General features: G+C 61.9%; 13 protein-coding genes. 5 read left to right on the forward strand and 8 right to left on the reverse strand.

Going from position 1 to position 21027, the window contains the following annotated elements; translation table 11 throughout:
* Window positions 1-65: 65 nt before the first annotated feature.
* From AC07OO_RS13160 to AC07OO_RS13180, 5 genes are read left to right on the forward strand one after another with little or no spacing between them, the layout of a single operon-like run.
* On the forward strand, window positions 66-1907 hold the full coding sequence (locus tag AC07OO_RS13160) for a thiamine pyrophosphate-binding protein (protein ID WP_495082552.1): 1842 nt from the start codon (window positions 66-68) through the stop codon (window positions 1905-1907).
* Window positions 1908-1915: 8 nt separating this feature from the next.
* Window positions 1916-3031: a mannitol dehydrogenase family protein gene (locus tag AC07OO_RS13165; protein WP_495082553.1), complete on the forward strand. Its 1116-nt coding sequence runs from the start codon at window positions 1916-1918 to the stop codon at window positions 3029-3031.
* Window positions 3028-3816, forward strand: a complete 789-nt coding sequence (locus tag AC07OO_RS13170; RefSeq protein ID WP_495082554.1) for an inositol monophosphatase family protein — start codon at window positions 3028-3030, stop codon at window positions 3814-3816. Before AC07OO_RS13165 ends, AC07OO_RS13170 begins: the two co-directional genes overlap by 4 nt.
* Window positions 3813-4595, forward strand: a complete 783-nt coding sequence (locus AC07OO_RS13175) for a glycosyltransferase family protein (protein WP_495082555.1) — start codon at window positions 3813-3815, stop codon at window positions 4593-4595. Before AC07OO_RS13170 ends, AC07OO_RS13175 begins: the two co-directional genes overlap by 4 nt.
* Before the next feature lie 10 nt (window positions 4596-4605).
* A complete protein-coding gene (locus AC07OO_RS13180) occupies window positions 4606-5529 on the forward strand; it encodes an NAD-dependent epimerase/dehydratase family protein (RefSeq protein ID WP_495082556.1) in 924 nt (307 codons plus the stop codon).
* Window positions 5530-5676: 147 nt separating this feature from the next.
* On the opposite strand, the gene AC07OO_RS13185 is transcribed toward AC07OO_RS13180, so the two are convergent.
* The 8 genes from AC07OO_RS13185 to AC07OO_RS13220 all read right to left on the reverse strand — a co-directional run.
* Window positions 5677-7065: a methyltransferase domain-containing protein gene (locus AC07OO_RS13185; RefSeq protein WP_495082557.1), complete on the reverse strand. Its 1389-nt coding sequence runs from the start codon at window positions 7063-7065 to the stop codon at window positions 5677-5679.
* Window positions 7066-7075: 10 nt separating this feature from the next.
* Complete coding sequence (locus AC07OO_RS13190) at window positions 7076-8833, reverse strand: glycosyltransferase (protein WP_495082558.1); 1758 nt, start codon at window positions 8831-8833, stop codon at window positions 7076-7078.
* Between the two features lie 29 nt (window positions 8834-8862).
* The gene (locus AC07OO_RS13195) at window positions 8863-10734 is read right to left on the reverse strand and encodes an efflux transporter outer membrane subunit (protein WP_495082559.1); all 1872 of its coding nucleotides are present in this window, start codon (window positions 10732-10734) and stop codon (window positions 8863-8865) included.
* 1 nt (window position 10735) lies between these two features.
* Window positions 10736-12100, reverse strand: a complete 1365-nt coding sequence (locus AC07OO_RS13200; protein WP_495082560.1) for an HlyD family type I secretion periplasmic adaptor subunit — start codon at window positions 12098-12100, stop codon at window positions 10736-10738.
* Window positions 12073-14223, reverse strand: a complete 2151-nt coding sequence (locus tag AC07OO_RS13205) for a peptidase domain-containing ABC transporter (RefSeq protein WP_495082561.1) — start codon at window positions 14221-14223, stop codon at window positions 12073-12075. The genes AC07OO_RS13200 and AC07OO_RS13205 overlap by 28 nt, the downstream gene beginning before the upstream one ends.
* Before the next feature lie 100 nt (window positions 14224-14323).
* On the reverse strand, window positions 14324-16216 hold the full coding sequence (locus AC07OO_RS13210; RefSeq protein WP_495082562.1) for an SEL1-like repeat protein: 1893 nt from the start codon (window positions 16214-16216) through the stop codon (window positions 14324-14326).
* A complete protein-coding gene (locus AC07OO_RS13215) occupies window positions 16213-18048 on the reverse strand; it encodes an O-linked N-acetylglucosamine transferase, SPINDLY family protein (RefSeq protein ID WP_495082563.1) in 1836 nt (611 codons plus the stop codon). Before AC07OO_RS13215 ends, AC07OO_RS13210 begins: the two co-directional genes overlap by 4 nt.
* Before the next feature lie 86 nt (window positions 18049-18134).
* The coding region (locus AC07OO_RS13220; RefSeq protein WP_495082564.1) for a beta strand repeat-containing protein at window positions 18135-21027 on the reverse strand (2893 nt) is incomplete at its 5' end.

Raw genomic sequence — 21027 nt, forward strand, 5'->3', positions numbered from 1 at the left:
CCTCGGCGCCTGCACGACACCCGCGCATAGACAGAATCTTCCAATAGCACACCGCACCCCTTCGCATGGATAGCAAACCCGCCTCGACCACCATCAAGGTTTCAGACTACATCTGCAGCCGCATTCCTGAATTAACGGGCTCGCGCCATGTATTCCTGCTATCCGGCGGGGGCATGATGCATTTGCTCGACAGCGTCGGGCGCAGTACCCTCGCCACCATCCCCATGCACCACGAGCAGGGTGCGGCCATCGCGGCCTACGCCTATGGCCGCACCATCAACAGCACCGGTGTGTGTTTTGCAACCTCCGGCCCCGGCGCCACCAACACGGTGACTGCCGTTGCGGCGGCGTTCACCGACAGCGTCCCCATGCTGTTCATCTCCGGGCAGGTGTCCACACTGTTCTCGCAACGGCAGCAGGGTCTGCGCCAACGGGGTTTCCAGGAATTCAACATCGTGGACATGGTGCGCCCCAGCACCAAGTACACCAACTATGTGCAAAAGGCCGCCGACGTTCGGTACGAACTGGAAAAGGCCTGCTATCTGGCACGCGCCGGTCGCCCAGGCCCCGTATGGCTGGACATCCCGCTGGACGTGCAAGCGGCCAGCGTAGACCCCGACAGCTTGCGGGGGTTTGATCCAGCCGCCGAAGGCTTGGCCGACCTCAACCCTGGGCCGTCGCCGGAACTCGTGGCCTCCATCCTGGGCAAGCTGCGCGCCGCGAAACGCCCCCTGCTGGTGCTGGGCCACGGGGTGTGGCTGGCAGGTGCCAGAGAACGCGTTGCCACGCTGCTGGACCTGTTGAAAGTGCCGGTACAGACCACGTGGAACGCCATTGACCTCGTGCCAGAGGCCCATCCCCGCTACTTTGGCCGCGCCAATGCCTACGGCCCGCGGTATGCCAATTTCGTGATCCAGAACGCGGACTACCTGCTGACGATCGGCGCACGGCTGGGCGTGCAGCACACGGGCTACAACGTCGAATCCTTTGCCCGCGAGGCCTTCCTGGACATGGTCGACCTGGACGAAGACGAGGCCCGCAAACCCTTCCTCAAGGTGGACCGGTTTTCGCACTGCGACGCCGCCGCCTTGATCGACGCGCTCATCGCCGCCGCCCAGGCGTCGGCTGCGCAGCCGGTTCAGGCACCAGCCGACTGGCAAGACTACTGCGTACGCATGAAAGCCCAATACCCGGTCTCGCCACAGTTGGCCGACGTCACGGGCCAAGCCTATGTCGACCCGTACTATTTCTTCGAAGCGCTGAGTGCGGAGCTGTCGGACGATGCACTGGTTCCGCTGGGTTCCTCGGGCACGGCCTTTACGGTCTCGGGCCAGGCGTTCAAGCCCAAGGCCGGGCAGCGCGTCTTCCACGCCAAGGGCATGGCTGCGATGGGGTTTGGCGTGCCCTCTTCCATCGGCGCTTGCGTGGCCCAGGGCGGCAAGATGGCGATTACCGTCGTGGGTGATGGTGGCTTCCAGCTCAACATCCAGGAGCTGCAGACCATTGCCCACAACCGCTTTCCCATCAAGGTCTTCGTCGTCAACAACGACGGCTACCACGCCATCCGCGTGACCCAGGAAAACTATTTCCAGAACCGGTATGTAGGCTCCACGGCCAGCAGCGGCGTTTCGCTGCCGGCCCTGTCGCGCATCGCCACGGCCTATGGCATTGCCTACCGCCAAATAGCCAATAACGACGCCGTGGTGGACAACTTGCGTGGCGTGCTGGGTAACCCCGAGCCCGAAATCATCGAAGTGATGGTGGACCCCGGCAAACACCTCATGCCCAAACTGGGCTCCTATATCAAGGCGGACGGCACCATGGCATCCAAGCCACTGGAAGACCTGCTGCCGCTGCTCGATCGTGCGGAATTCCGTGCCAACATGTTCACCCAACCGCTGGAGTGAGACGAACAATGAAAACAAAAATCCTTTTGATGGGTGCAGGAGCCATTGGCCGCGGTTATCTGCCGTGGACACTGGACGCATCCCGCCACGACTTCATCTTCATCGACAGCAATCCGGCGATTGTGGAGCGTCTGAACAGCCATGGCGGCTACACGACGCACCGGGTAAACGGCGACCAATACGAGACGCGTTTCGTGCAAGTCGCGGCGGCCTATACACCGGACACCTTCATTCTGAAGGACCATGCTGACGCAGTAGCGTGCTTTTTCTCGGTGGGCCCGCGCAATGTCGGCAAAGCGGCGCAGGCTTTTGTCGGGTCCACGATGCCGCTGATACTGTGCGAGAACGAGCCCGAGACCGTGGCAGTGGCCAAACGCGTGGTAGGCCACGACGCGGTCTACTTTGCGGTTCCGGACGTCATCACCTCGAACACTGCGCCAGCCGACCTGCTGGCGCAAGACCCGCTGGCGATCACCACCGAAAACGGTGTCCAGTTCGTGGAGCAAGGCGCTCATGGGTTGCACGGAGACATGCACTGGTTGTCGCGCGAGGAGTTGTTGCGCGTGCAATGGACGCCCAAGCTCTACCTGCACAACACGCCGCACTGCATCACCGCCTACCTGGGTGCATTGATGGGTGTCACCTACGTGCACGAGGCCATGGCCAATCCCAAGGCGTCTCAAATCGTGGAAGGTGCCATGACCGAGATGCTGCAGACTCTCAAGCTGCAGTGGGACATTCCGCATGACTTCCTGGAGTGGTACGCAGAAAAGGAACTGGCTCGGTTCCGATGCGAATTGCTGTTCGATCCGGTAGCCCGGGTTGCGCGCGAGCCCTTGCGCAAGCTGGAACTGCACGGCCGACTGATTGGCGCCGCACAGATGTGCCTGACCCTGGGCGTGCTGCCGCAAAACCTGCTCAAGGGCATCGTGGGCGCCTTGCTGTTTGAGGATGTGCACGACCCGGACCACCATATCGGCCTCATGCGCGAATCCATGGACACCGCGGATTTCAACCGCTATGTGCTGGGCCTGCGCCATGGGGAACCGCTGGACCTGATGTTGCGCGACCAGATGGCCAGCATTACCACCGAACTGCGTGCCTTGGCCAAGGAGATGAAGTGAGCACACTAGACAACAACTCCCTGGTCCGCACAGCGGTGGCCGCCGTGCTGGCGGGCGCCAAGGTGGCCGAAGCTGCCAGCGCGCTGAACGTGGTCAACCACAAGGGCAACCTGCGCGATATCGTCACCCAGGCCGACCTGGATATCAGCGCCCTGCTGGAGCAAAAGTTGCAGCCCACGGGCATTGCCGTGGTGTCCGAGGAACAGGCTCACGCGGACCGGCCGACACCGGATACGTTCTGGGCCGTGGACCCCATTGACGGAACGGTGAACTTTGCCCACGGCCTGCCGCAGTACGGCGTGTGCGTGGGCCTGGTGGAGCGCGGCCAGTTCGTGCTGGGGGCAGTTTGCGCTCCGGCCCTGGACGAACTCTATTTCACGCTGACACCCCAACGCTCCCTGCTGAACGGCCGCCCGTTCACCCATGTGCACAAGGATCGCAAGGATGCACTGGCGGCTGCAAGCTTTGGCGCCAAGGGCAACGCCGCGCAGTACGCACTGTTCCAGGCTGTCAACGAAAGCACCCAGGGCTGCCTGCGCACCGGCAGCGCGGCGCTGAACATCTGCTGGGCAGCTTCCGGGCGCCTGCAGCTGGCTTACGGTTTTGGGGCCAAGGTGTGGGACGTGGCCGCCGCGCTGGCGGTGGCGCGGGGCGCGGGCTGCGCCATTGCGCTGCGCCACAGCGCCAACGCCACCACACTGGACTATTGCGTTGGCTCACAGGACGCCGTGGACCACCTGATTCAACTCGCAACTTCCCACCAACTCTGGAGCGGCGCGCAATGAACTCCCCCACACACGGCTTCGCCGATGTTCCCGTCATCCTGCTGTGCGGCGGGCGCAGCGTGGTGCTGCACGCCGAGACACCCACACCCTGCAACAAAGCCTTGCTGCAGTTGAAGGGCAAGCCCCTTTTGTGGTGGGTGCTTGGCCACTACGCCCGCTATGGCGCTCGCAGCTTCATCCTGGCAACCGGTATCCAGGGCGACGCGTTCGCGCCTGCCCTGCAGGCACTGGGCGCGCAAGCCCGCGCCAGCGATCCGCAGGTATTCGATCTGACCGTGAACAACCAGCCTTGCCAGATACGCATGGTCCCCACCGGGGCCCAAGCCAATACCGCCCAACGGCTATTGGCCTGCAAACCCTGGGTGGAAGGCGCGAGCCGCTTTGCGCTGACCTACTCCGACACCGTCAGCGACGTGGACCTGGGTGCCGAGCTGGCCTTCCACGCCAGCGAGCAGCGTGTGGCCACGCTGGTGTCGGCCAAGTTTCCGGTGCGCTTTCGGGTGCTGGGCATCCGCAGCGGCGAGACAGCGGTGCGCGCGTTTGCGTCGCGTCCTGTCATTGAGGCCGCCAGCATCAACGGCGGCTACTACCTATTCACCCAGGCCATTTGGCAGCCCACCTATGGGCTGGAACAAGCGGATGCTTTGGAGAACAAGCCCCTGGAACAACTGGCGCAAGCCGGCCAGCTGGCTGCCTTCGCGCACAGTGGTGCGTGGCAAAACTGCGACTCGGAGCGAGACTTCGAGTGCATAGAGCGCATCGTCAAGGACTGGGCCTAGGCCGCTGCGCATGCGAATAGCCATACTGGGTGCGACGAGCCAGATCGCCCGGGATCTGGTGGCGTCCTTCGCGCCGGACAGCGGCCACACGCTGGCGCTGTTCGCCCGCCAACCCCAGGCCATCGCGGTGCCGCAATCCCTGCAGGGCACGGCCCGCTGCACCGCGGCATCGCTGGAAGACTTTGACCCCCAGCACCCCTACGACGCCATCATCAACTTTGTGGGCGTGGGCACACCGCGCAAAACCGTGGCCGTTGGCGCGTCCATACTGGACATCACGCAACGGTTTGACGAACTTGCACTCGTTGCGCTGCGCTGCAACCCGCAGTGCCGCTATCTGTTCCTCAGCAGCGGGGCGGCTTACGGGTCGCGATTTGAACGGCCCGCAGACGACAGCACGGTGGCCAGCTTTCCCATCAACCACTTGGGCGCACAAGATTGGTATGGCATTGCGAAGTTTTACGCCGAGTGCCGCCACCGGGCCTTGGCGGACGCGCACATCGTGGACATCCGGGTCTTCAATTACTACAGCCGCCACCAGGACATCGGTGCCGGCTATCTCATCACCGACGCTGTGAAAGCTTTGCACAGTGGGCAGTCCCTGCGCACCGCGCCAACCCCCATGGTGCGCGACTACATCGGTCCGCAGGATTTTCACCAGTTGGTGGAGTGCATTCTGGCCGCCCCCCCCTGCAACATGGCCGTCGACTGCTATTCACGCCAGCCCATTACCAAGCAGGAACTGCTGACCTTGATGGAGCAGCACTTTGGGCTGCAGTACACCGTCGACGATGCGGGCATTGTCAATGGCACGGGCGCGAAGCCGCACTATTACTCGGTCTCGCGTCGGGCGCAAACACTGGGCTACGCGCCCCGGCTCAGCTCGGCAGACAATCTGCTGGCAGAAACACACGCGCTACTGGCCCTGCAGTAAGGTCGCAGTACGCTCCAGTCGTACAACCCTAATTCATACCCAAAATGGGTTTATTGATGTCATTTTTCAGGTACTTTTTGGAAAAGAGGCCTCTAGCCCTCGCCAGTATTCAACTTATGGCTATCAAATAGATAGCGACAACATCGCCTACGCCGGCACCGCCTTCACCACATACTGCATGGGCAGGCTGTCCTGCACGGCCAGCTCGGGGTCTGCGCCCACGCCAATGGCCATGGAGCGAATGGCGGCCAGGATGTGCTCGTTCTTCAATTCGCCAAAGATGCGGGGGAAGCCCTGCTCGATCTTGAAGCCGGCACCGGCAAACATCTCCAGCATGGTGGCGCGGGTGAAGAAGCGCATATGGGTACGGTCCATCAGGCCGCCAGACGGGTCGTAACGGAAATCTCCCACGGCCAATTTGGCCTGCACACTCCAGTGCTGGGCGTTGGGCAGGCAGACGATGACGCAGCCGTCGGCCGGCATGGAGCGGCGGATGCGGGCCAGCACCTCCCACGGGTAGCGCAGATGCTCCAGCACGTCACCAAAGATCCAGACGTTGTAGTCCGCATATTTGGCGTAGAAGGATTCGTCCACGCTTTCAATGTCCTGCAGCAGGACTTCGTCGCAATAGCGCCGCGCACCTTCGGCATTGGCGGGGACCACCTCGATGCCGGTGTACTTGCCATGGGGGTTGATGGCTTTGTAGGCACGGGCCAGTGCGCCGTTGTTGCAGCCCACCTCGACCACGCCGCGGGCGTTGGGCGGTATCAGCGGTAGCAGGTCACGGTTGTAATTGGTGGGCTCTTCAGGTGCCGCTGCCGCGGTTGCGGCGGTGGCTTGTTGTTGCTGTAGCTGCTTTTCCATGACGCTCCTTTGCCATTCTTCCAGGTGGTAGCCGCCGGTGCGCTTGACCGTGCCTTGCCAATCGTGTCGCAAAAACTGCTTGGGTTCAAAGCCCGTCGTGAAGTCATCCTTGACCCAAGGTATGCCCTCTATCAGCCCGTGTTGGCCGGCCCGGTGGATGGCCAGCATGGGTTCGATATTGGGCGCACCGTGCTTGGTCGGCATGGGCCACTGGCGCAGCACCTCGCTATTGCACAGCATGCAGGCCGGGTGCAGGTAGCGCACCGCGCCTTCTGTATAGGTGACATCAAAGCCGCCTTCGTTGACATGGTTGACGTAACCCACGCCATACATGCCAGGCTTGAGCGCCGCCGCCAGCGATTCCAGCAGGCCGGCCTTGAGCACGATGATGTCCGAATCCAGCACCAGCACCGGACCTTGCAGCTCCAGGTTCTGAAACGCCCAGGCCATGCCGGGCCCGTGGTGGATGTTGTAGTCGAAATGGATGAACTTCACATCCGCATACCGGGCACACACGGCCGCTATGGCGGGCGCATGCTCGGCGCTGGAGCCGTCGATGATGGTGATGGGGTTGGCATAAAACTGCCGAAACGACAGCAGCAACTCGTCCACCAGCTCGGCCGAGTTGTACGAGACGGAAATCAGCGGGATGGTCTGGATATCCACGGGCATAACCGGGTCGTCAGCCCTTGTCGTACACCGCCTGCTCGGCCGCTTCCAGCGGGAACGAAGGCTTGCCCTTCATACGCACCTGGGGCGCCTGCATGGCGCGCTTCTCGATGACCAGCACGCTGTCGTAATAGTGCATGGAGAAGGCGGTGCGCGTGAATTCATTGACGGCCAGACCGCTGTTGGGCACGGCATGCCAAGCGTTCAACTGGTCAATCAGGCCCTTGGTGTACTCCACAAAATTGACCGGGTTCTTGTAGCCGCCGCCGAAAGACGGCCAGTAGCTGGTCAGCATGTCTTCGATCAGGTAGACGCCACCGATCTTGAGCTGGCCCCACATTTCCTCAAAGGTGGTGGTCTGCTGCAGCATGGTATGACCACCGTCGTCGATGATGATGTCAAACGGTGGCAGCGTCTTGCAGATGTTTTGCAGCGATTCGCGGCTTTCCTGGTCGGCCAGCAGGATGGTGATCTGCTCTTCGGCCAGTTCGGCGCAGCGCGGATTGATGTCGGCGCCATATATCTTGGCCTGCGGCCCGAAGTAGTGCTTCCACATCTGCAACGAGCCGCCGTGCAGCACGCCGAACTCCAGCAGCGAGATCGGCAGGTTGCGGAACTGGGCGAAATGGCGCTCGTAGATCTCGAAGTAGTGCATCCACTTGTGGATCATGCGGTGCTCGTGGTTTTCGAAATAGTCGATCAATACGCTGCCATTCACCGGTTGTTCCATCGTGCCCCCTAGTTGAACCATTGCCTGTGCGACCGTACGCTCCAAGGTACCGGTCGACCTACGCCCCTCGCCAAACAGAATGCGCGAGGCTTGTTGCAGCACCGCCTGCAGGCGCTCCACGCTGTAAGCACCCGCCTTGACCTCTTCACGCAAAGGCAGCAGGAACCACATGCAGGTCACCAGCTTGGAGCTGAGCAGTTCGTGGGCCGTCGTCTTGTCGGTCAAAAACTTTTGCTGTTGGTGGGCATCGCAAAACAGTTCCAACCATTCGATGTTGGCCCTGATTTTGATGCTGTTGCCGCGCTGGTCCTGCCCCCCGTGCATGCGGAAGTAGCTCAGGGCCTCCGGCAGGTAAACGCAGTCTTTGTGCGAGAGTATGGACAGCCAGGTAGCCACATCCGACAAGGTGGTGTACAGCTTGCCGCCAAACTGGCCAAACAGGTTGCCGGCATCGCTCTTGCGGAACAGCACCGTGGTGGGCTCTCCCACCATGTTCTGACCATTGGACAAAATCATATTCCCCAGCGAACGGCCGCCAACCAGGGTGTCGATCTGGAACAGACGCTCGGTCCCTGCAATGGGTGCCATGTCGCGGCCCTGTGAGTCGATCAACTGCCGGAACGACGTGACCAAGCCGATGCTGGGCTTGGCCAGCATGAAGGACATCATCTTCTGGATCTTCTCCGGGTGGAAGAGATCGTCGTCCATCAGGTAGTTGACGTATTCCCCTTTGGATCGGGCGAAGCAAGATGCAAAATTCTCGGTGGCGCTGCAACCGGGCACCCGTTCGTAGCGGATGTGCGGGTGGCGCTCCAGGTAGGGCGCAAAGCGCTCGGCGGTCAGCAGATCGTCGCTGTTGTCGTTGACGATGATTTCGATGTTGGGATAGGTTTGCGCCAACGCGCTCTGCAAGGCCAGTTCGGCATAGTCAGGCCGGTTATGGGTGGGTATCAGAATGCTGACCAGCGGCAGGCCATGGCCCGGGTAGCCGGCGGCGGTACCGCCCGACTCAGCGCCTACCTCGGCTGCGGGCGATTCCACCAAATGTCTCTTCTGTGTGCTGACCACCATCACTGCGACCTTCCCAAGAACGAGCTCTTTTGTCCACCACGCGGGTCCGCCACTACTTTACAGCCCTGACCCGCCTGCAGCAGAGTATCGCAGTAGCTGGTGGTGACTTTTTGCTCCTGAAAACCCGTGACAAAGACCCGGTACCAGGCCTCACCCTGCCGTGCACCCCCCTCGACGTGGTCTACGTGTGCGGCGCGGATCCAGGGCTTGACAGAGCCTCCCGCATACCGCGTCTCCAGGTCGCGCCATAGCGGCAACAGGCTGCTGCGGTGGAAGACACCGGGCAACTCCACTTCCCATTGGCCGATAGCGCTGGACGGTGTCAATGTGTCCGCCATCAGCTTGGGGGCACCGCCATCCGCCATGCCTACGCGCAGATCGCCATTCAGGGTGGCCTGCAGCTTGGCCGCAGGATCGCCCTGGTCAGACGCCTCGGCCAGGACCGAGCCCAGGCCCAAGGCGTAGGACAGTGTGGCGTAGCTGCGCAGCAGTTCGGCCTTGGCGCGCTGGGTCTCATCGGCGCTGCGTTGGTAGTTCTTGCGGCTCTCCAGCAGCGCCGTCTGGTCGATGGCACCGGCGGCAAAAGCGTCACTACCGATCTTGAACAGGTTCAGCGCGGACCGGGTGACGGCCTTCTGGGCTTCGAGGCGGCGACTGGCCGCCTTCAGGTTGGCCAGGGCGCTCTCCACATCGCGCACGGCCTGCTGCACGGTGCGTCCATAGGTCTCCACCATCTCTTCGTAGTAGGACTGGGCGAACGCCTGCTCGCCCCTTTTGACGCCACCATCAAAGATAGACAGCGCCAGGGCGGCGGCTGTGTTGACTAAAAAGTTCTGTGGCTGAAACAGGGTGGCCAAGCTGGCCCCGGTATAGCCTGCCGACGACGTCAGGTCAATGGCCGGCAGCAAACGGGCACGGGCCACTTCGATATTGGCATTGGCTCCGCGCATGCGGGCTTCCATCATGCGAATGTCGGGCCGATCCAGCAGCAAAGCGGATGGCAGACCGGTACGGACATTTGGCAACTGCAAGGCATCCAGGCCTTTGTCGGACAAGACCAGATGGCCGGGCAAGGTCCCCACCAGCCGGGAAATCGTGCTGCGCAGATCTTCCTGCTGGTTCTCCAGACCGGGTATCACCGCCTGCTGGCTGAAGACCATGGCCCGCTGCTGCTCCAGGTCGTCCGCAGTGGCATCGCCCAGGGCCATGCGTTTTTCCACATTGCGCAGTATCTCGGTGGCCACCGCCTCGTTCTCGCGTGCAATCAGGATGCTGTCGCTGATAGACAGGTAGGCGATATAGGTTGCCACCAGGTTGCCAATGGTGGTGCGCTGCACGTTCTCCCGCTCGTGTATGGCGCGCTCCACTTGCATGTCGGCGGAGTCGACCAAGGAACGCTGCTCACCCCAAACGTCGACCCGGAAGGCACCAGACAGCGCCACCTGCGAGTTCTGCGTGGAGTCCGTCGTCGTGCCCTGGCTCTGTACAACGGCGCGTACCGGTGCAGACAGGCTGGGCAGACGGCCGCCGCGTGCCTGGTCGGCACGAATCTTGGCTTGGGCAACCTGCAATGTGGCGACCCGCAGTTCCGAGTTATGGGCCAGTGCCCGATCAACCAGGCGGTTCAGTTCCTCGCTGCCATATTGCGTCCACCATTCCGTGGGCACACTGCTCGTGGCGGTGGTGGCACCTGCATTGGCCATCGTGGGAGCATTGCGGTAGCTGTTGGGCAGGGGGAAGGTATTGGCATCGACCTTGGGGCCGGTGCTTTCACAGGCCGTCAACAGCCAAGCCGATGCCACAACCAGGCCAACCAGCGTCCGCGCCGGCACCAGCACTCTGTTCTTTGCTTGGGTCGACGGGGTTTGCATGTCAGGGCTCCCGCAAGGATTCTTTAGCAGCCTTGGTCAAGGGCCACAGCAAGTAGGACAACACCGAGCGCTTACCGACCAGGATTTCTGCGCTCAGCGTCATGCCGGGCAACAAGGCTGCATTGGGTGGCATTTCTTCCAGCTTGGTGGACGGCAGCGCAATGCGTGCGCCGTAATAGGCGTCCAGCCCGCCGCCACTGGCCACTTCGCGGCGAAATGCGTCCTGGCTCACAGTGCGCAAAGAGCCTTCCAACGTCCCATGCTTCTGGAAAGGGAAAGCGTCGATCTTGATACTGGCTTTGGATCCCAGCTTGATGTAGCCCACGTCCAGCGAGTCGATCTGCACCTCAGCCTCCAGCACATCGCTAATCGGCACCAGCGTGAAGAAAGGCTCGGCCTCTTTGACGATGGAGCCGGGCGACAGCTTGGCCACTTCCAGCACCACGGCATCGGCCGGTGCGGTCAAAATGACGCGGCTCTGGCGTAGATTGGATTTTTGCAATTGGTCGCTGACGGCGTCGCGCTCACGCGAGACTGCCAGCATCTCTTCCAGCATCTTTTGCCGCCAACCGGTCTCGTAGGCAGACTTCTCCGCTTCCAGTGCGGACAGCTCCTTGCGGATCTCAATCTGGCGATTGCGCGCCAGCTCGGTGCCACGCTCGGCCTCCAGCAGGCGGTCGCGCACTTCCAGCAGTCGGCTCTTGACGGCCAGCTTTTTGCTGACTAGGTCATCGGTCATGACCTCCAGTTCCTTCAGGCCTTTCACCCGCGCTTGCTGGCCTTCCTCGTCGCGCCGCGCCGTCTCCAGCGAGGAGCGCAATTTGGCAATGGATTCGCTTTGCCGCCGCACTTGCGATTGGTAGCTGGACTGGCGCTCCTTGGACAGGCGGGACTGGATCTTGCTGTCGGGCGACTCCGCCGCCAAACGCTCCATGCGCTCACCCGACAGTTCAGCATCCAGGCTGGCCCACTGGGTGTTCAGGCTATCGAGCTTGTTCTTGAGTTGCGAGCTATCGGCCTGTGCAAACGTAGGGTCCAAGGTAGCGAGCTTGTCACCCTTGCGCACCACCTGGCCGGCACGCACCTCGATGGTCTGCACGATGGAGGTTTCCAAGGGCTGGACCACAATATTAGGCAGTGGTGTGACCAGGCGCCCTTTGGCCGTGACGATCATGTCCACTTCGGACAGCCAAGCCCACAAGAAGAAGCTCACCAGCGCGGCGATCAACAAATGCACGGTGATACGCGCCACGGGCGGCAATGGGCGCCGCTCGATCTCGTCGGCGTCGGGCAGGAAGTCAATGGCCGTCTTGCTGGACGCGCCTTTGGACTCCGCGGCTACAGATGGCTGGTTTGCTGATGCCATAGCTGTTGGTAGGTGGGACTGCTGGACAGCAGTTCTTCGTGGCGGCCACTATCGGCCAGTTTGCCTTGCTGCATGACGAGGATGGCGTCGGCATTCACCAGCGTGGACAGCCGGTGCGAAATCATGATGACAGTGCGGCCCACGGCCATCTTGCCCAGGTTGCGGATGAAAATGGCCTCGCTCTCGGGGTCCAGCGCGCTGGCGGCTTCATCCAAAATGAGCACACGGGGTTTCAGCAGCAGCGAGCGCGCAATGGACAAGCGCTGCTTCTGCCCTCCGCTGAGGTTGGACGCGTTCTCTTCCAAAATGGTGTCGTAGCCCTGGGGCAGGCGCTCCACAAACTCATCGGCACCGGCCATCTGGGCCGCCGCAACAATCTCTTCGAACGAGGCACTGGGCTTGGCAATGGATATGTTGTCCCGCACTGAACCGCGGAACAAAAAGTTCTCTTGCATCACGATGCCGACTTGGCGCCGCAGATGGGACAGCTCAATCTCGCGCGCATCCACCCCGTCAAAGCGCACAATGCCCGAGCCCACCGGGTACATGCCCTGGATGATCTTGGTCAGCGTGGATTTGCCGGAGCCGCTCCTGCCCACAATGCCCACCACAGTGCCAGCCTTGATCGTGAAAGTCGTCTTGTCCAGGGCTGCCACATTGGCGCCGGGGTAGCGGAAGGTCACATCGTCAAAGCTGATCTCACCGGTCAGCGTGGGCCGCAGGCCACCTGCACCACCCCGCCCTTCAGATGGCCGGTTCATCACCTCACCCAAGATGCGCACGGACACCGCCGTCTGCTGGTAGTCGTTGATGAGGCCCACGATTTGTGTGAGCGGCCCCATGACGCGGGTGGAGAACATTTGAAACGCGATCAGCGCACCGACAGTCAGGGTCTGGTCAAACACGCCCTGAGCGCCCACAACAATGACCACGATGGGTAATAGCTTGCCCAGGAACTCGGTCATCGCGTTGCCAGTCATCGCGGTCTTGGCCACGCGGAAGTGCGAGGTGATGGTTTGGGCCGACAGCTGATCCCAGGTGCGGCGTTGGGCCGGCTCGATCGCCAGGCCCTTGACGGTACGCATGCCGTGAATGGTCTCCACCAGCAGGGCCTGGCGCGCACCTTCGGCGGCATTCAATGTGTCGAGCTGACGCCTGTAGGTAGGCAGCAGCACCGCGATGATGAGGGCAATCAGCATGGCGAACACGATGACGATGGAGCCCAGCTTGGCCGAATAGGAGAACAGCAAGGGCACGTAGATCAACAGCGTCAAGGTGTCCAGGCAGGTGAAGAACAGCCGCCCCGTCAAGAAGCCGCGGATGCTCTCCAACTGCTGCATGACCCGCGCCACGACCCCGGCTGATGTGCTGTCAAAGTAGTCAATGGGCAGAGACAGCAAGTGGCCAAAGGCCCGCCGCGTGATCTGCATATCGATCTTGTTGGTGGCCGACAGCAGGAGTATCTGGCGCACGTAAGAGAACACCGTCTCAAAGCCCAGGGCCACAAGGATGCCCGCGGCCAGCACCCACAGCGTGGACACACTCTGGTGCACCAAGACCTTGTCGATGACTAACTGGAAAAATATTGGCGAGGCCATGGACAGCACACTCAGCGCCACCGCGGCAATGGCGATGTCCCGGAAGGCAGTCTTTTGCTTCAGGATTTCAGGCACAAACCAGCGAAAACTGAAGGGCTGCTTGGGGTCGGTCAGCGCATGGCTGTGCTTGAGCAGGATGACCTGCCCGCTCCAGTTTTCGGTGAAAACGTCCTTGTCCAAATAGTGAACGGCCGCCTTGGGGATCAGCGGATTCAGAACCGCGACCTCGCCCTCGGCACCACCGCCGCCGGCGCGCACGCCGACGATGATGACGGCCTTGCCGTCTTTCAGCAGCCCGATAAAGGGGAACACGCCCTCTTGCGCGAACAGGCCCTTCCAGGTGAGTTTTGCCAGTTTGCCTTTGAGCCCAATGCCTGCCGCCATGCGTATGACCAGGGCGGGACGCGGCTCCTCATCCGGCAGCGCATGCTCTTCGATCAGGCGCTCAGGATTGACCTGCAGACCATGGTGCTGCGCAATGGCAGTGAGGCACTGCACAACAGAATGTGATTTTTGCTCAGCCATTGCAAAGAGGGGGCATGGGAAACGGAGCCAACGGTATCCAGTTGAGACCCGTCCATGGTCCCACGTTCACCCCGTTCTAAAGCGGCAAAAAGGCCGTGCTTCAGGTCTTATTTTCCTGAAGGCCTATCCAGGCCTTGACCCTGCGGTCGGCCTCCACCAGTTGGGCTGGACTCAGGGATTTGCGGGCTCGCTCGCGGTTGGCTGCCGCGGCCTTGTCACCCCGCGCTGCGGCCAACTCAAACCACTTGCAGGCCTCGATCGGGTCCAAGGCAGCGCCCTCGCCAGTTGCATAGGCCAGACCTATGCGCGATTGGGCGGGCGCAACCCCGCCCTCTGCCGCTTGCAGCAGCAGGGTAAAAGCCTTGGCCTCGTCTTTGGGAACGCCCAGGCCCAGGCGGTGGGCTTGGCCCAGGTTGAACAGTGCCTCCAAATCGCCCTGCTCGGCCGCCAGGGTCCACCACTGCACGGCACGGTCGTGTTTCTTGGCACGTGCAAACAAAGCACCCAAGGTGGCACTGGCCGGAGCAAAGCCGGCGTTGGCCGCCCGCTTGCACAGGCTGGTCGCCTTCTTGGGGTCGGGCTCGACGCCTGGCAAGCCGGATGCGTACAACTCGCCCAGGTTCCATTGGGCTTGGGGCAGATTCTGCGCGGCTGCCTTTTCAAACCAGGCGAAGGCATGGGCGATGTCTTTTTTGACACCCCGCCCCGCGGCGTAACAAACAGCCAGCGCGCATTGCGCCAGTGCGTCGTCCTGCTCGGCCGCCATCTGGTACCAACGGCAAGCCTCGAACCAGTTTTGCGCTACACCGACTCCCTGCGCATAGCGGTCTCCCATGGCGCGTTGGGCCTGGGCCTGCCCTCCGGCTGCGGCCCGAGTCGTGGCCGCAAAGGCCAGTGCCTGTGCATCGTCCGTCACCATCTGGGCCATCGCATACAAGGCCGCTGCGTTGTCTTGCTCCGCCGCCCTGGCATACCAAGCCAGCGCCCCCAGGCTGTCTTGGGCTACACCCAGACCGTGTGCCTGCAGGTCTGCCCAGGCGCGCTGCGCATCAGCATGCCCTTGGGCCGCGGCCTTCTGGTACCAGCTTGCGGCCTGAGCACGCTCTGAGGCCTCAAAGCCGCTGGCCAGCAAGTATTGCGCGCCGGCGTGCCCTTGTTCGGCCGCTTTTTTGTACCAAACCCTGGCCTGTTTGGCACTCTTCTCGACACCAACGCCCTGCTCGAACATCTGGCCCAAGTGGAAAAAATCATCGGCACGGCCATGCGCGGCATACCGGGTCCACCGGCTGTCGTCGTTGCGGCGTTCACGGGCAGCGGGACGCGCCTTGGCGCTGCGGTGGGTACGCCCATATCCTTCAGCATCCAAACGGTTCAATGCAAGCCGGGCACCGGGGTGGCCCTGGGCAGCGGCCTCGCGATACCACAGACTGGCCAAATCCATATCCACCGCTACACCTCTGCCATGCACATAGGCTTCGCCCAGCGCAAACTGCGCCAACGGCAAGCCCTGCTCGGCAGCACGCCGGTACCAGGCCAGGGCGAGACCCGGGTCCTCTTCCACACCTTGGGCCTGTGCGTAGCTATCCGCTACCGCCAGTTGGGCTTCGGCCAAGCCTCTTTCGGCGGCCTCCATCGCAAACTGGAAGGACAACGCGGGCTGGCCAACCGCCAACACCTTGGCCAAGCGCAGCGAGGCCTTTTCATTGCCATGCTCGTGCGATTTGTTGAACCAGAACAAAGCCTTTTGATCGTCCTTGGGTGTGCCCAGCCCGCCGGCATAGGCACTGCCCAACAAGTATTGCGCTGCGATATGGCCTTTTTCAGCTGCAGCTTTGGTCCATGCAAAAGCCTGGGAGACGTTTCGGCCCACGCCGGCGCCGGTGGCATACATCAGTGCCACATCGTATTGGGCGGTCGGGTCACCGATGCGGGCCTCTTTGAGGCGCCGTGCAAAGTTGCGCTTGTCGCCGGCGGATGAGGGGCTATCGCTCATGCGGCCACAGCCACCTGCTGTGCGAGCGGCAACTCGGCCACCAACGCTTGCAGACGCACTTCCAGATCCCGCACAAACTGCGGCGTATCAAACAAGGCACCACTTTCTCTGACCTTGGCAAGCCGCTCGCGCAGCGATGCGCAGCGTGCGGAATCTTGGGCTAAAGCCAGGGCCAGGGCCGCGTAGTCGGCCAGGTTATAGGTAATCAACTCTGGCAGTCCGGCCGCCGTCAACAGCGCCCCCGCCATGCGCGCGCCGAAAGAGCGCCCCGTGTAAGTCACCAGGGGGCACCCCATCCACAGGCAGTCATTGGCAGTCGTCCCGGCGTTGAAGGGGAACGTGTCCAGAAAGAGATCGGCGACCAGGTAGCGCGCCAAGTAGTTCTCAGGCGAGACCCGGGTTGCAAACACCAGCCGCTCCGGCGCACAGCCTGTGGCCTGAGCGACCTGGCGGAGGTTCTTTTCGGCCGCGGGGTTGTCCGCCAACAACCACAGCACACTGCCGGGCACCTGCTCCAGCAATGACAACCACACCGCAAAAACTTCCGGCGTGTACTTGTAGCTGTTGTTGAAAGAGCAAAAGACAAAACCCTGTTCGGGCAAGCCGCAGCTGGCCCGCGTGGGACGCGGCCCCGACACGCGCTTACGGTCGCTGACCTGGTACACGCTAGGCATGTACAAGGGCTTCTCCGAGTAGAACTGCACCTCGGACCGGGGGATCAAGAACTCGTCCGCGATGACATAGTCGATGCTGGGCAAACCGGTAGTTGCCGGCAGCCCCAGGTAGGTGATCTGGATGGGTGCGGGCCGGTACCCCAGGATGTTGGCCCGCGCGCCGGAGGTTTGGCCTTGCAGGTCCACCAGGATGTCGATTTCGTGCGACCGGATCAGCTTTGCAGCCGCTTCATCGCTGAGCTGGTGGATCGTGAAGAAGTGGTCCATCCCGGCTTTGACGCGCTGCCGCGTGGAAGAGCCATCTTCGGGGCTCCAGCAAAAACCATACACCTCAAACGCGTCGCGGTTGTGCAGTTCGAAGAGCTGGACGGTCAACAAAGACACCGGGTGCAGACAAAAATCCGAAGAGCAATAGGCAATCCGCAGCTTGGAATGCCCATAACGGGTTTGGTTCGTCAACTGCGGAAGATTCTTGGCCAGCTTGGTTTCTACAAACAACTCCGCTGCATGCAGTTGGTCACGCGGATCATCCGATACGCTGAGCATGGCCAGCGCAGAGGTGGCTTCACGCATGGTCTCCATGTTGACACCTGGCACTTCGGCATACACCGGCCACGCACATTGCTTTTGCCGCAAGAAGACCCAGTGGTGCAATACATCGGATTGGTCCGGGTCCAGCAGCAGGCTCTGGGTGAGGTACTCCTCCGCCTCGGGAAACTGCTTTTTGGCTTCCAGAACCCGGCCAATATGGTTCATGGCCAACTGCACCATAGGCCGGTTGACCTCATCGCGCGGGCAATTGGCAACGATCCACTTCCACTCGGTCAGCGCTACATCGACTTGGTTGTTGCGTTCCAACAGCAGCCCCAGGTTGAGGCGCGGCTGGGGAAAGGTGGGGGAGATTGCAATGGCGCGGCGGTAGGCGGCTTCTGCGCCAGCCGTGTCACCCAGATTATTTAGCGTCGCACCCAGGTTGAAGTGCACGGCATGGGCATAGGGCGACGGGTTGCGGTTCAGCCACGTCTGATACATCAACGCCGAGAGTGGCAACAGCCCTGCGGCTTCGAGCCTGGAGGTGTAGTCGATCAACTCGACGAAGGCTAGCTTGCCCTCCCAGGCAAGCATGACGGTTGCGCCATAGCTCTCAGCAATTTCCATCCGTTTTCGTTCCTTGACCGACCAAAAACTCGCACAACCCCAGCCTCCCGTCTCAGCGACGGAGAGGACTAGGGTTGACCATGCATTTACTTGCTTGAGGCGAGTATATCGGTGTCAGGTTTGCGTTGGATGTTGGTATTCAGGCTAGTCGCAACCTGTCCTGGGGCAGCAGTGCTACCGGACAGCAGAGGCTGACCGTTCGCATCGAACTGCTTCATCGCATCAACCATGCCTGTGACACCCGAGCTGGCCGCAATCGCATGCATCGCAACCTTGGGTGTGGACTGCGGGCTATCGCCGGCCGCAGCTGTCGCACCGGCTCCTGAACCACCACCAAAGGCTGCCATCGCATCCACCATGCTGCCCACCTGTGAGCGCATCGCATCGGCTGGTGCGCTGCTTGCCGCTGGCGACGCGGTGCTGTCCGCCGCAAGCGCCGGGGTAGGCAGTTGCAGACTGAGCGGTTGTGCCGCCGCCGGAGCAACAGGCGCTGTTGTGCTGCTGGTCTGGAACCACACGTCCGCCATGTCGTGCTTGGCGCCGTCGGCCGTCGTGTAACCCGACACCAATCCCAGCACATTGCCGTTGTCCGTCTGCGTGGAAGACACTGCCTTCAGATCCAGGCTGGTGATGCCCAGCGAACTCAGGCTGTGCAACTCGGAACCTTGGCTGACACCGTCCCCGTCGTCGACCCACACCATCAGATCATTGAAGTTGGCGTCGTTTGCATCCAGCGTACCGTCTGCATTGGCATCCATTTCGGCAAGCGCCTGGTAACCGTTGCTGGCCTTTTGTCCATTGGCGAGGTTGGTTCCTTCTCCGAACAGTTCGGTACCGCCATTGATGGAGCCGTCATGGTTGCGATCCATGACCAGCAAGCCGTCGCCGCCGGTGACCCATCCGGTGTTGACTTTCTGATCCACACCAAAGATGTCGAACTGCACACCGTTGGAAATGTTCTGGGTGCTGATGCCGTTGCCGTTGAGGTCCAGCACGATCGGGGTGCCCAGTTGCAGATGGGGCGTCTGGTCCGTCGTCAGCGCCGCAACCTGTTGCGAAGACAAGGACTCGACCTGCTTGGTACCCAGCGCTGCGATCTGGTCGGTGGTCAGGGCCACGATCTGGTTCGTGGTGAGACCCTGTTGGATCTGGTTGGTCGTCAACACCGCCACATCACGTGTTTCCAGCGCGGCCGTATTGGTGGTGGTGAGTGCAGCAACCTGGCTGGTCCTCAGGGCCACGACCTGATCTGTGCGCAAGGCCACAACTTGATCGGTGGTCAGCGAGTTGATACCAGCGGTGGTCACGGCAGCAACACTGGAGGTTGTCAGCGCTGCAATCTGGGACGTTGTCAGACCCTTGCTAACCTGATCTGTTGTCAATGCAGCTACGCTGGCTGTCGTCAATGCTGCCACGTCGCGGGTCTCAATGGCCGCCACTTGGTCCGTCGTCAGAGCAGCCACTTGGGCTGTCTTGAGCGCCGCGACTTGGTCGGTACGCAAGGCCACAACTTGGTCAGTAGTCAGACCCTTGCTGACTTGATTGGTGGTCAAGGCAGCGATGTTGGTCGTGGTCAGGGCGGCCAAGTCGGCAGTCTCCATAGCCGCCATGCCATCAGTGGTCAGCGCCGCGATCTGCTGTGTCTTCAGAGCCACGACCTGGTCGGTGCGCAGTGCAACAACCTGGTCGGTAGTCAGCGCAGCAACACCGCTGGTTGTGATTGCGGTCACGCCAGCCGTGGTCATCGCAGCGATCTGCGAAGTGGTCAAGCCCTTGCTGACTTGGTCAGTAGTCAAGGCAGCTATGCCGGCCGTAGTCAGGGCAGCGACGTCACGGGTTTCCATGGCGGCCACTTGGTCTGTGGTCAGCGCTGCAACTTGGTGTGTCTTGAGCGCTGCAACCTGGTCCGTGCGCAGTGCGACGATCTGGTCTGTGGTCAGGCCCTTACCAACTTGGTTGGTGCTCAAGGCACCCACGCCAGTGGTGGTCAGAGCCGCTACATCACGGGTTTCCATCGCTGCAATGCCATCCGTGGTCAGCGCAGCCAATTGGTCGGTGCGCATAGCAGCGACCTGATCGGTGCGCAATGCCACGACTTGGTCTGTGGTCAGCGAGGCCACACCAGCGGTGGTCATGGACGCCACTTGCGAGGTCGTCAGTGCAGCCACCTGGTCGGTTGTGAAGCCTTTGCTGATCTGGTTGGTCGTCAGCGCCGCAATGCCTGCCGTCGTAAAGGCCGCCACATCGCGGGTTTCCATCGCAGCGATGCCATCGGTGCTCAGGGCCGCAACCTGGTTGGTCTTCAAGGCCGCGACTTGGTCGGTGCGCAGTGCAACGACTTGGTCGGTTGTCAGCGCAGCGATGCCAGATGTGGTCAGCGCGGTGACGCCGGCCGTGGTCATGGCAGCGACCTGACTGGTGGTCAGGCCCTTGCTGACTTGGTCAGTGGTCAGGGCGCCGATGCTGGCCGAGGTCAGTGCAGCCACATCACGGGTTTCCATGGCGGCCACTTGGTCGGTGGTCAGCGAGGCGACCTGGTTGGTCTTCAGCGCCGCAACCTGGTCGGTGCGCAGAGCAACGACCTGGTCTGTGGTCAGGCCCTTGCTGATCTGGTTGGTGGAGAGCGCTGCCACACCGGCAGTCGTCAGGGCCGCTACGTCGCGGGTTTCCATCGCAGCGATGCCATCGGTGCTCAGGGCTCCGATCTGGTCGGTCTTGAGGACTGCAGCCTGGTCGGTGCGCAATGCCACGACTTGGTCTGTGGTCAGCGAGGCCACACCAGCGGTGGTCATGGCTGTCATCTGGCCTGTGGTCAGTGCAGCGATCTGGTCTGTGGTCAGGCCCTTGCTGATCTGGTTGGTGGAGAGGGCGCCTACGCCAGCGGTCGTCAGGGCCGCCACATCGCGGGTTTCCATCGCAGCGATGCCATCGGTGCTCAGGGCCGCAACCTGGTTGGTCTTCAAGGCCGCGACTTGGTCT

It is taken from the genome of Rhodoferax sp. GW821-FHT07G04 (assembly GCF_059418585.1).

Coding starts and splice junctions, on each gene's coding strand:
- AC07OO_RS13175 (WP_495082555.1), top strand. CDS start 3,813: ATGAACTCCCCCACACACGGCTTCGCCGATGTTCCCGTCATCCTGCTG.
- AC07OO_RS13205 (WP_495082561.1), bottom strand. CDS start 14,223: ATGGCTGAGCAAAAATCACATTCTGTTGTGCAGTGCCTCACTGCCATT.
- AC07OO_RS13215 (WP_495082563.1), bottom strand. CDS start 18,048: ATGGAAATTGCTGAGAGCTATGGCGCAACCGTCATGCTTGCCTGGGAG.
- AC07OO_RS13160 (WP_495082552.1), top strand. CDS start 66: ATGGATAGCAAACCCGCCTCGACCACCATCAAGGTTTCAGACTACATC.
- AC07OO_RS13210 (WP_495082562.1), bottom strand. CDS start 16,216: ATGAGCGATAGCCCCTCATCCGCCGGCGACAAGCGCAACTTTGCACGG.
- AC07OO_RS13185 (WP_495082557.1), bottom strand. CDS start 7,065: ATGCCCGTGGATATCCAGACCATCCCGCTGATTTCCGTCTCGTACAAC.
- AC07OO_RS13165 (WP_495082553.1), top strand. CDS start 1,916: ATGAAAACAAAAATCCTTTTGATGGGTGCAGGAGCCATTGGCCGCGGT.
- AC07OO_RS13195 (WP_495082559.1), bottom strand. CDS start 10,734: ATGCAAACCCCGTCGACCCAAGCAAAGAACAGAGTGCTGGTGCCGGCG.
- AC07OO_RS13180 (WP_495082556.1), top strand. CDS start 4,606: ATGCGAATAGCCATACTGGGTGCGACGAGCCAGATCGCCCGGGATCTG.
- AC07OO_RS13200 (WP_495082560.1), bottom strand. CDS start 12,100: ATGGCATCAGCAAACCAGCCATCTGTAGCCGCGGAGTCCAAAGGCGCG.